The organism is Mediterraneibacter flintii, from assembly GCF_055387595.1.
Genome location: NZ_AP031405.1, coordinates 1642206 through 1653522, shown reverse-complemented (window position 1 = coordinate 1653522; position 11317 = coordinate 1642206). Strand labels below are relative to the sequence as shown.

Annotated in this window: 8 protein-coding genes and 2 tRNA genes; 1 reads left to right on the top strand and 9 read right to left on the bottom strand. The window is 41.8% G+C overall.

What is annotated here, in order from left to right:
- Window positions 1-2: 2 nt before the first annotated feature.
- The 3 genes from ACZ5C4_RS07770 to ACZ5C4_RS07760 all read right to left on the bottom strand — a co-directional run bounded on the left by ACZ5C4_RS07770 (window position 3) and on the right by ACZ5C4_RS07760 (window position 3116).
- Window positions 3-842 carry a carbohydrate ABC transporter permease gene (locus ACZ5C4_RS07770; protein WP_464520495.1) on the bottom strand — a complete coding sequence of 280 codons (840 nt, stop codon included), beginning with the start codon at window positions 840-842 and terminating at the stop codon, window positions 3-5.
- Window positions 839-1726, bottom strand: a complete 888-nt coding sequence (locus ACZ5C4_RS07765) for a carbohydrate ABC transporter permease (protein WP_464520494.1) — start codon at window positions 1724-1726, stop codon at window positions 839-841. Before ACZ5C4_RS07765 ends, ACZ5C4_RS07770 begins: the two co-directional genes overlap by 4 nt.
- Window positions 1727-1832: 106 nt before the next feature.
- Window positions 1833-3116 carry an ABC transporter substrate-binding protein gene (locus ACZ5C4_RS07760; RefSeq protein WP_464520493.1) on the bottom strand — a complete coding sequence of 428 codons (1284 nt, stop codon included), beginning with the start codon at window positions 3114-3116 and terminating at the stop codon, window positions 1833-1835.
- A 337-nt stretch (window positions 3117-3453) separates the two neighbouring features.
- Between ACZ5C4_RS07760 and ACZ5C4_RS07755 the strand changes: the two genes are divergently transcribed.
- Window positions 3454-4500 (top strand): LacI family DNA-binding transcriptional regulator, encoded by a 1047-nt coding sequence (locus ACZ5C4_RS07755; protein WP_464520492.1) that lies wholly within the window; start codon window positions 3454-3456, stop codon window positions 4498-4500.
- A gap of 93 nt (window positions 4501-4593) precedes the next feature.
- On the opposite strand, the gene ACZ5C4_RS07750 is transcribed toward ACZ5C4_RS07755, so the two are convergent.
- The 6 genes from ACZ5C4_RS07750 to ACZ5C4_RS07725 form a co-directional block, all read right to left on the bottom strand.
- Complete coding sequence (locus tag ACZ5C4_RS07750; RefSeq protein ID WP_464520491.1) at window positions 4594-5718, bottom strand: GNAT family N-acetyltransferase; 1125 nt, start codon at window positions 5716-5718, stop codon at window positions 4594-4596.
- Between the two features lie 18 nt (window positions 5719-5736).
- On the bottom strand, window positions 5737-6288 hold the full coding sequence (gene ispF, locus ACZ5C4_RS07745; RefSeq protein WP_464520490.1) for a 2-C-methyl-D-erythritol 2,4-cyclodiphosphate synthase: 552 nt from the start codon (window positions 6286-6288) through the stop codon (window positions 5737-5739).
- A 3-nt stretch (window positions 6289-6291) separates the two neighbouring features.
- Window positions 6292-6753, bottom strand: a complete 462-nt coding sequence (locus ACZ5C4_RS07740) for a hypothetical protein (protein WP_464520489.1) — start codon at window positions 6751-6753, stop codon at window positions 6292-6294.
- A gap of 366 nt (window positions 6754-7119) precedes the next feature.
- Window positions 7120-7193 (bottom strand) — tRNA-Met (locus ACZ5C4_RS07735).
- 13 nt (window positions 7194-7206) lie between these two features.
- Window positions 7207-7279: transfer RNA gene (locus ACZ5C4_RS07730), tRNA-Val, on the bottom strand.
- A gap of 267 nt (window positions 7280-7546) precedes the next feature.
- On the bottom strand, window positions 7547-11299 hold the full coding sequence (locus ACZ5C4_RS07725) for a phosphoribosylformylglycinamidine synthase (RefSeq protein WP_464520488.1): 3753 nt from the start codon (window positions 11297-11299) through the stop codon (window positions 7547-7549).
- Between the last annotated feature and the right edge of the window lie 18 nt (window positions 11300-11317).

Below are 11317 nucleotides of genomic sequence, written 5' to 3'. Positions count from 1 at the left end.
AGCTATCCCTTCACTGCTCCTGCAACTACACCGTCAATAATATGTCTCTGTAAGAATAAATACAGAACAAGAATAGGTACTATCATAAGAACAAGCGCTGCCATCAAAAGTCCCAAATCAGCCGAAAATGCACCATAAAATACCCGAGTAGCAATCGGCAGTGTCTGCATCTTACTATCTGTTAATATCAAACTAGGAAGAAGATAATCATTCCATATGTTTAAGGCATTGATAATAATTGTCGTTGCAATTGTAGGCTTCAGAAGTGGAAATACAATTTTTCGGAATATTTGAAACTGTCCGCATCCGTCAATACTCGCCGCCTCTTCTAATTCTATCGGAATGGTCGATTTAATAGTCCCGTAAAACAAAAAGCTACTCATGCTGACACAAAATCCAATATGCATAAATATCAGCGTAGTCCTATGATTTAAAATATGGAAAATCCCTCCATAGATTGAAACCAGAGGAATCATTAATACTTGAAACGGAATCGCCAACGACAAAATCATAAGGAGAAACAGTCCTCTGCATGCTAACCAGTTTTTTCTGCTCATAATGTATGCTGCCATTGACGAAAAGAGTACAATTAATATGGTGCTGATACTTGTTATAAATAATGAATTCGCCAGTGCCCGAAAAAAATCCATCTTTTCAGCCGCATCTACGAAATTTGAAAATGTAACACCGTGTTCTCCGATCAATGCCAAAGGATCTCTTATAATATCTTTCTTTTCCTTCAAAGAATTGATTACTACCATAAAAAACGGAAGAATATAGAGAAGAAAGACCATGCTAAGTCCCCAAAATTTTACACCGTATTTGTTTTTTTGGTTCTTCATTGTAAAACCTCCTCATTTTTTCTCCCAATATACACCTGTATAACAGAAACTACAGCACAGATGGCAAATAGAATGACCGCTTCTGCCTGCCCTGCTCCATAATCCTTTGACACAAACGCCTGTTGATAGACATACATCGCGGCCATCTGCGTAGCCCCGTAAGGTCCTCCCTCCGTCAAAGACAAATTCAAGTCATACGTCATAAAACATCTGGTTATGGACAGGAAGATACAGATGACAAAAGAAGATCGCATCTGAGGAAGAATCACATTTTTCAGTACCTGCCATTTATTACATCCGTCAATAAACCCTGCCTCTATCAGATCTTTCGGCACACTTGTAAAACCAGCTATGTAAATCAGCATCATAAAGCCAGAATATTGCCAAACAGAGACAATAATTAACGCCGCAACAGCCTTGTATGGATCCGAAAGCCAAGAAGTGGACAGCACTCCTATATCTAGCTCCGTTCCAACGCAAACAAGCGCTCTGGAAAACACAAACTGCCATATATATCCTAAAACCAGTCCCCCAATTAAATTCGGTGTAAAAAATCCTGCTCTAAAAAAATTCTGCCCTTTTACTTTTCCTGTCACGAGATACGCCAGTGTAAAGGCCAGAATATTTACCAGAACAACCGAAATCAACGAATACACCGCCGTCAGCAGCAAAGAACGCCAGAATTGGCTATCAGCAAATACTGCGGAATAATTTTCTATATTTACAAACTCTTTTACAGCTGAAATCCCATCCCAGCTTGTGAATGTCAAATATATTCCGTAAAAAAACGGAACAATCATTACCATTAAAAAACAAAATGCTGCCGGTCCTGCAAATACCAGAAATAGAACAAGTTTATATCGGAATGTATTCCTTTTCCTCATTATTTTTCCTCACTTCTTTTCGATTACTTCTATACATTTTCTTCCAGAAACAGGAAAGGAACGTCATCCTGCCAGATAACCTTTCAGCATGACGTCCCTTTCCTCTTTACTCCTGACCCTTCCAGTAATTTTCTACTTCTGCTGCAAGTTCTTCTCTGTCGATATTTCCACTCATATATTTCTGAATAGCTGCTCCAACCTCTGTGCCATGATCACCTGGGATTGCCTGATACCAGTATTGTGTTTTTCCCTCTTTTATAAACTGCTGTGCAGAAACACTGATCGGTGCAGACACTTCTTTGGTAATATTTCCGAATGCCGGTATAATCCCACAGTCGTCCACCATAAATTGTTGTCCTTCCTCCTCATAAACCAGCCAATTCAAAAAGTCCTTTGCCGCCTCCTGCTGTTCCTCAGTAGAATATTCTTTGTCAATCACGAACGTTTTGCTCGCTCCCGCGATTAGATAGTCATTCGCTTCATCTGATGCATCACTTTGAGGCAGCGGCATGATTCCAATTTTTTCAGTTTTGTCGTATACGTCTGTCACCCAGCTTCCATTAAACCAGAAAGCAACATCTCCATTGGCAAAGTATTCATTGTTCATATCGTAGTCTGCTGCAAGAGGATCTGCACTGTTTATATTGTATTCCAGCAGCATATCGAAACTGTCCATTAAAGATTGGAATCTTGTATTTTCTCCAAGCTTCATTTCTCCTGATTTCAGAGAATCTACAAATGCCTGCGATGTTTCTTCTGCATTTCCTTGCTGATCATAAAGCTGTCCAAAATAATGATTTGCCAGGGACCAGTCATCTTTATTTACTGCTACAGGTCTTTCCATCCCCTTCTCGGAAAGTTCTTTAAGCAATGCCTCAAACTTTTCGGGTGTATTATAATCTTCCCAGTTAAATTCTTCTCCTGTAGTCTCTTCTATTGCCTGTGCATTATAGAGCAGACCTACCGCTTCTACTAAAAGAGGAAAACTATATGTTTTTCCGTCGATATTAACACCGTATTCCGATCCTCCGTCTTCAATCCATTTCTGGTCGCTTAGATCCAGCAGATAATCCTGGAAAGCATAGACATCGGTTCTGTCAACCATCATAATTGTATATGGACTACCAGAAGCATATTTTTCTGATAAATGTGTGCTGACAACATCATTTGTAAACTGTACATCGATTGTTATCCCTGTCGCTTCTTTATAGGTTTTGGCTAATTGTTCAAACTGATCCACTAGCTCCGATTTTGTATTTAACAAAGAGATTGTAGCTGACTCCTCTTCTGTCTTCTCTTTTTCCTCTTTTCCGCCAGAGCATCCTGCCAAAAGCATTGTCACCATGGTACACGCCAATCCAAAACTTCCAATTCTTTTCCACTTATTCATTTTGCTTTACCTCCATTTCTGTATTTTGACTTTGTACAATTATCAATTATTCTTTTCTTTTTCACCTCCTGTTTTACATTTGTTAAATTTTGTTTTTTATATGTATGTTTTTATTTAACATTTATATTATTATAATTATCATTACAATTTATATATGTCAATATTTTTTTACTTTTTTCATATTTTTTATTCACATTTAACAACTTATTATATCGTCTTTTATGCAATTTTAATTTACATTTGTTCAAATATATATACGATTTTTATTGATTTTTGTCTCAATATATTTTATAATTAAGGCAATCTCATAACAAAGAAGAAAGGATCGTACAACAGAATGAATAAGGAACGCGTTACTATACAAGATATCGCTGATGCCCTGGGACTGTCTCGCACAACGGTGTCCAAAGCGCTCAACGGAGCTCCTCATATGCCGGAAAAAACCATAAATAATGTTTTAGAAATGGCACGAAAGCTTAATTATAAACAATTCTCTTACTTCAATGCAGCGGACGCACCGAGTATAATTCCTAAAAAAGGTGGTACTTTTGCTCTTTTTGCTAATTATATTCCGGAACATTTTCACATTGCCACCTCTATTATGGCAAGCCTGGAACAAGAAATGCGCAAATATGGGTATTCTCTAACTATCTATATGCTTAACCCAGACGACGTGCAAAGTTTACATCTCCCAGAAAACTTTCGTCTGGATCAGATTGACGCGATTTTGTGTATTGAATTATTCAATAAAGCATATTCAGAAATGGTATGTTCGCTTGGAAAACCTGTACTTTTCTTTGATTCCTACTATTCACCTGAAAGCAGTCCATTAAATGCCAATATTTTGTTGATGGAAAGCCGTTGCAGTACATTTCGTATGATGAATGAGATTCTTTCGGCACAGCCTTTAAGCAAAGTTGGATTCATCGGGGATGTCTGCCACTGTATCAGCTTTCACGAACGTTACGAGGGGTTTCTGAATGCATTAAACATCCGAGGGATTCCATTCCATGAATCTTACTGCATCAAAGATGAAGATCACTACTTCCAGGATCCGCTTTTCTTATACGATGCACTTGGCAATATGCCAGAACTTCCCGAATTGTTCTTTTGTGCAAATGACCTTCTAGCATGGAAAACCATCGCGGCGCTTAAACAGATGGGCATACAAGTTTCGCAAGATATACTCATCTGCGGTTTTGACGACACTCTAAGCCTGACTCCTATGGACAACACATTAACCACTGTCCAGACTCCTAGCCAGGAAATGGGAATTTTGGCTACGCGCATCATTCTAAATCAGATAGAAAGTCCATATCTGCCGCCTGTGACACTCTACTTAAACGGTAAAATCAAAATGCGCACATCTACACTTTTTCGATGAGGTTTTCTTATAAATAAAAAAATAAGACAGAAGTATATATTATGATTCCTCTTCTATATACCTCTGTCTTATTCTTTTTATTTTTCTGCCTTGCTATACAATTTCATTCAAATAAATTTTGCACAGTTGTTCTATCTTCCCTAGTTCCACCTCCAGGTGCGGCGTAAGAATCACCCCATCCTCTTCCTTCACTTCTTCCAGTGTCTTGTACCCGAACAAAAATGAAGTAAGCGCCCCAATCGGCAATACACCTTCTGAATCCTCTGTTTCTGCAACTGACAGACTATCCTGTCCTTTTTCTGACTCTATTTTCCAGACCCGACTGTTCTTTACAAGAATCGGATCGATCACCGCAAAAGAGCAACAAATAGTTTCCCCACTCTGTACTTTCATAGCCTTTAACAGCTCCTCCAGATGCAGGATCCTCGCCATTATGACTGGTTTCTTTTTTGCGGTAAAAAGATCACTGCACGCATACAGGGCAGCACTTTTCTCTTCTTTTCCCCTAAACATAGCAACTGCTTTTAAAAATTCTGATTCCCATTCCGGCAGATACACTGGCTCTCTGATGTCCAGCCTATCTTCTCTGGCATAAGCAAACATTCCACGAATCTTATCCGCTTCTTTAATCAGACATACACCGCCATTCTCACTCTTCTGTTCTAGAATCATTGTTTGGTAATACGCCTCGTCCCGCACAGCACAGATCTGATATTTGTCACGGAAATATTGATTAAAAAATGCTGCCATGTCTGCCGCGTCAAAAAGCTCTGCTTCTTTTACTTCCGCCTGCAAATGTCCGTCGTTTCCCTTTGTTTCACCTATATTCTGCCTGTAAACAAACCGAAAGTCATAGGGAGTATAGATCGCTTCCGCGGCAGGCATGAGAAAAGTAAACGGCTCTTTTCTGCGATACATTTCCTCCAGCGCTCTGCACAAAAGTGTTCTCATATACCCTCTGCCTCGATAATTCTCCTCCGTCGCCACTGCAATGATATAATGACACGGAAACTGCCTGTCCTCAATCTGCACCAGATATGGATTCAGATGAAGCATAGATCGGATTTTTCTATCCTCTTCAATCACATAGATTTCATTATCCCGCGTTTTGATAAAATAATAATAATCCAGAAATGCCTTTGTATCCTCTGCAAAAACCTTCTCCCACAGCTCTCTTGTCTGTCTATGTTCCTTTTGTTCCAATTTTCTTACTATCATTTCAGAAATTCATACTCCTTATGCCAGATTTTCTTTTGCGCAGCCGCTGCATCCCGCACATTTTCTCATTTCCGCAACGTCATAGCTGCCGTAGTTGGTATACTTTTCCAGGGCACATACCGCCTGTGCAGAAATCCCCTCTCCTGTTCCGGTAAATCCCAACCCTTCTTCTGTCGTTGCTTTTACATTGATCTGTTCGGTTTCAATCTTTAAGGCCTCTGCCATATTTTTTTCCATCTGTTCGATAAAAGGACGCATCTTCGGTCTCTGCGCGACGATTGTCGCATCAATATTCTCTATTATATAGCCTTCCTTATCCAACAGCTCTGCCACGTATTTCAAAAGTATAATACTGGAAATCCCTTTATACCTTTCATCTGTATCAGGAAAATGCTTGCCAATGTCTCCTAATGCCGCCGCACCCAAGAGGGCGTCCATCACTGCATGGACTAAAACGTCCGCATCAGAATGACCCAAAAGTCCTTTTTCGTATGGTATTTCAACTCCTCCAAGCACCAGCTTTCTTCCCTCTGCCAATTTATGGACATCATAACCCATTCCAACTCTCATATTCTATTTCTCCTCGTAATCTGTCTCCAGTTCTTCCGCTTTTTCGTTTTCCTGCTTCTCCTCATCCGGTTCTTTTTCTTGAACTGTTGCCGTTTCTTCTTTGATTTCTGCAGTTTTTTCTGCTCTTTCTTCCGTCGTTTCTGTTTCTTTTTCTATCCTCTCTGTTTCAGACCCTTCCTCTGTGTCTTCCACTGCCTCCACCAGGTCTTCTTCTGAACTTTTCTCCGCCGGTTGGGAATTTAGGGTAATATTTTCTCTCTCCTGTTTCTGTTCTTTTAAAATACCTCTTAGCGCTCCGATTGCAAACCAGGCTCCTACAACGATAAACAGAACCCCCATTACAATATTAAATATTTCATTCGTCGGCTTCTGCTGTATAGTCTGCGTCACAAGCTGCACTCCCAGATAGGCGAGATATGCTCCTGCAATGATTCGAAATATATTCCCTGTACGATTGTTTCTCATATTTTTTTATCCTCCGTAATGAAAGAATGATTGTCTCTTGTCTTTAAAATTCTATCATACTCTATTCATAAATACCACTAAAAATGTTTCCTGCAAACAGAACAAAGTGGGCAAGCCCCGCACTCTTGAGGGGCTCGTCCACTTTGCGCTCCGGTGCGCGGAGCATTCCAATGAACCTCTTAATACGAAAATCACGTCAGCAAAGGCTTCCTTGATTTTTGAGTTTCATCTCCATCGCGCATAAAGTCGTCTGGCAAGTTATCTTTTTGTGAAAATTGCCGGAAGCATTTGCAAAAGTTACCTTTTGACACCCTAATCCTATTATACAAAAATGCCGCGCTATAAAGCACAGCATCTTATTAAAAGTAGCGGAAACTGGATTTGAACCAGCGACACCACGGGTATGAACCGTGTGCTCTAGCCAACTGAGCTATTCCGCCATATTTATATATATGGGGCCTATAGGGCTCGAACCTATGACCCTCTGCTTGTAAGGCAGATGCTCTCCCAGCTGAGCTAAGACCCCATATTATCTGTTCTGCAGACATGAATATTTTTCCTATCCGTAACCTGCTTTGCTATTATACTATCAAATTCCGCCAAATGTCAACACCTTTTTAAAATAAATTTTTAAAATTTTTCAAACAATTCTCTCAATTTATGTTTCGCCATAGATATATACGTTTAACATATATATTGTGCTAAGCCGCAGGATGGCAAGATGGAAATAACCGTCCTGCGACTTACTGCACACCAGTTGTCCTCTCCTCTTGTACACCGGCGTTACTGTCTCTTATTTAAAATAGCTTACTCCGGACTCAAAGATCTTCATATCCTGCTCTCCGTAAATATTTACTGCAATACCGTCTCCCCGTCTTTCAGAATGTGCCATCTTTCCGAGCACTCTTCCATCAGGACTTGTAATTCCTTCAATAGCGCAGTAAGACCCATTGACGTTCCATTCCTCATCCATACGAATCTTTCCCTCTAAATCACAATATTGCGTCGCCACCTGTCCATTCTCAAACAGGCTCTTAATACAAGCCTCGCTCGCCACGAATCTTCCTTCGCCGTGGGATGCCGGATTTGTATATACTCCCCCCAGCTGTGCCTTCATAAGCCATGGCGATTTATTAGTGACAACCTTCGTATAGACCATTTTGGAAATATGCCGGCCGATAGTATTATAAGTAAGTGTAGGAGACTCCTCTGTCTGTCCGGTAATTTTCCCATTTGGTACCAGCCCTAGTTTAATAAGTGCCTGGAAACCGTTACAGATACCCAGCGCCAGCCCGTCTCTTTCACCGAGTAGTTTTTCCACCGCTTCTTTGAGCTTCTCATTCTGGAATGCCGTTGCGAAGAATTTCGCTGAGCCGTCCGGCTCATCTCCCGCGCTGAATCCGCCAGGGAACATGATCATCTGCGCTTGTCTGATTGCTTTTTCAAACTCTGCCACAGAATCCCGAATATCCTTTGCATCTAAATTTTTAAATACTTTCGTTATCACCTTTGCTCCCGCACGTTCAAACGCCTTTTTGCTGTCATACTCACAGTTTGTTCCCGGGAACACTGGAATAAATACAGTAGGCTGTCCGATCTTGTGGCTGCATATATGAATGTCTGATGTCCGGTAAAGTTTCTCCTCTATTACTTCTGTATTATCTGAAGCTTTTGTCGCAAATACGTTTTCAAGTGTTCCTGTCCATGCCTCTTGTGCTTCCTCCAAAGAAATCTCTGTACTGCCGTATGTGAATTTTTTCTCCTGTGTCACTTCTCCAATCACAGTGTACGAAATACAAAGATTTCCTACCTGCTCTGCCGGAACTTCTGCAACAATATCTCCAAACGCAGGAGAAAACATCTCTCCCGCATCCATGCTGTGTTCCAGTTTTATCCCCAATCCGTTTCCAAATGCCATCTTACTGACTGCCGCAATCACACCATGACGGTCCAGTGCATACGCAGATACAATCCGGCCGCTGTGAATATCCTCGGTGATTTTCCCGTATGCTCCCATCACCTGACTGTACACCGGAAGTTCATACTCGTCCTTTTCTATGCGCATCCATACTAATTTATTCCCTGCCTTTTTCAGCTCTGGTGTAATGATCTCTTTTTCTACCGCCATATCTACTGCAAAGGAAACCAATGTCGGCGGCACATCTATATCCTGAAAAGTACCCGACATACTGTCTTTTCCGCCTATGGAAGGAAGCCCATATCCAAGCTGTGCCGCATACGCGCCTAAAAGTGCTGCAAATGGCTGGCTCCATCTCTTCGGATCTTCTGTCATCCTGCGGAAATATTCCTGGAAAGTAAAGCGTATCTTCCGGCAGTCTCCGCCTGCCGCTGCTATCTTTGCCACAGATTCTGTCACCGCATAAACAGCGCCATGATACGGGCTCCAACTGGACAGATATGGATCAAATCCATAGCTCATCATAGAGACGCTGTCCGTCTTTCCGTTTTGTACCGGTACTTTTGCCACCATTGCCTGCGTCTCTGTCATCTGATACTTTCCTCCGTGAGGCATAAAGACAGAGCCGGCCCCGATAGAGCCGTCAAACATTTCTACCAGCCCTTTCTGGGAACACACATTTAAGTCACTCAAAGTACGCAGCCATTCTTTTTTTACATCCTTCACTTCCTTTTTCACGAATAAGCTGTCTTTGCGCGCCGGTATTTCTACCTCCACGCTTGTCTCCTGATGTGCTCCATTCGTATCCAAAAATGCGCGGGATATGTTTACAATCTCTTTTCCACGCCATACAAGCACCAGACGCGGTTCCTCTGTCACAACTGCCACCTCGGTTGCCTCCAGATTTTCTTCCTTTGCATACATAAGGAACTGCTCTACATCCTTTTTGTCTACTACAACAGCCATTCTCTCCTGGGATTCAGAAATTGCAATCTCTGTTCCGTCCAGACCTGCATATTTTTTCGGTACTTTGTCCAGATCTACCCGCAGTCCATCTGCCAATTCTCCTATTGCCACAGAGACGCCGCCTGCGCCAAAATCATTACACTTTTTGATTAGCCTGCTTACTTCCTCTCTGCGGAATAAACGCTGTATCTTGCGCTCTGTAGGTGGATTTCCTTTCTGTACCTCTGCGCCGCATGTCTCAATAGATGCTTCTGTATGTACCTTTGAAGATCCTGTAGCTCCTCCACATCCGTCTCTTCCGGTTCTTCCTCCCAAGAGAATGATAATATCTCCCGGATCGGAAGTTTCACGAATAACCGCGCGCCGCGGTGCAGCTCCCAAAACAGCTCCGATTTCCATACGTTTTGCAACATAATCCGGATGATAAATTTCTTTGACCCCTCCGGTCGCGAGCCCTATCTGATTGCCATAAGAGCTGTATCCATGGGCGGCGCCTCTTACCAGCTTTTTCTGCGGGAGCTTTCCTTTCAGTGTATGTTTTACTGAAACTGTCGGATCTGCCGCGCCAGTTACGCGCATCGCCTGATATACATACGTACGTCCTGAAAGCGGATCGCGGATTGCACCGCCAAGACAGGTTGCCGCACCTCCGAATGGCTCAATCTCTGTGGGATGATTGTGTGTCTCATTTTTAAAGTTAATCAGCCACTCCTCTTCCACACCATCCACCCGAATTGGCACAACAATGCTGCAGGCATTGATCTCTTCGGATTCTTCCTGATCCTTTAATTTTCCTTCTTTTTTCAACTTTCGCATCGCCATCAGAGCCAAATCCATCAGACATATAAACTTATCCTCTCTTCCGGCAAATATCTCACTGTGATCTTTTAGATACTGCTTATATGTATTCACAATGGGTTCCTTATAATCGCCTTCCTCAAAAGCAATCTCTTTTAATTCTGTTGAAAAGGTTGTATGCCGGCAGTGGTCGGACCAATACGTATCTAATACCCGTATTTCTGTCATAGTAGGATTCCTGTGCTCTTTTGTGCTGTAATACGTCTGGATATGCAGGAAATCCTTAAATGTCATGGCCAGATTCAAAGAAGCATACAGCTCTCTTAGCTCCTCCTGCGGCATATCTTTAAAGCCTTCGAATATCTTTACATCTTCTGGTTCTTCAAATACACTTACAAGTGTTTCTGGCTTGTCTAATCCTGTCTCTCTGGAATCTACTGGATTGATACAGTGATTTTTTACAGCGGCAAGCTCTTCCTCAGAAAGAGTTCCCTCCAACACATATGTCACCGCAGTTTTTATCACCGGTTTTTCCTCTTCTTTGATAAACTGGACACACTGCTCTGCAGAATCTGCCCTTTGATCAAACTGTCCCGGCAGATATTCAACAGAAAAGATATAGTCTCCTTCTTTTCGCGGAAAGCTCTCCTGATAGAGTACATCTACAGGTGGTTCTGCAAATATACCCTGGCAGGCCTTTTGAAACGTATCCTCCGAAATATTTTCTACATCATATCGAATCAGCACACGAACGGATGTCACTGTACCAATCCCGAGATAGTGTTTGATTTCATGTTTCAGTTCCTTTGCCTGAACGGCAAATTCTGGCTTCTTTTCCACATATACCCGTCTTACATTGCTCATACATTCTCTCCTTTTCTC

Bases quoted from the DNA above. Each gene is read 5' to 3' on its own strand.
- ACZ5C4_RS07755 (WP_464520492.1), top strand. From the start codon at position 3,454: ATGAATAAGGAACGCGTTACTATACAAGATATCGCTGATGCCCTGGGA.
- ACZ5C4_RS07765 (WP_464520494.1), bottom strand. From the start codon at position 1,726: ATGAGGAAAAGGAATACATTCCGATATAAACTTGTTCTATTTCTGGTA.
- ispF (WP_464520490.1), bottom strand. From the start codon at position 6,288: ATGAGAGTTGGAATGGGTTATGATGTCCATAAATTGGCAGAGGGAAGA.
- ACZ5C4_RS07750 (WP_464520491.1), bottom strand. From the start codon at position 5,718: ATGATAGTAAGAAAATTGGAACAAAAGGAACATAGACAGACAAGAGAG.
- ACZ5C4_RS07740 (WP_464520489.1), bottom strand. From the start codon at position 6,753: ATGAGAAACAATCGTACAGGGAATATATTTCGAATCATTGCAGGAGCA.
- ACZ5C4_RS07770 (WP_464520495.1), bottom strand. From the start codon at position 842: ATGAAGAACCAAAAAAACAAATACGGTGTAAAATTTTGGGGACTTAGC.
- ACZ5C4_RS07760 (WP_464520493.1), bottom strand. From the start codon at position 3,116: ATGAATAAGTGGAAAAGAATTGGAAGTTTTGGATTGGCGTGTACCATG.
- ACZ5C4_RS07725 (WP_464520488.1), bottom strand. From the start codon at position 11,299: ATGAGCAATGTAAGACGGGTATATGTGGAAAAGAAGCCAGAATTTGCC.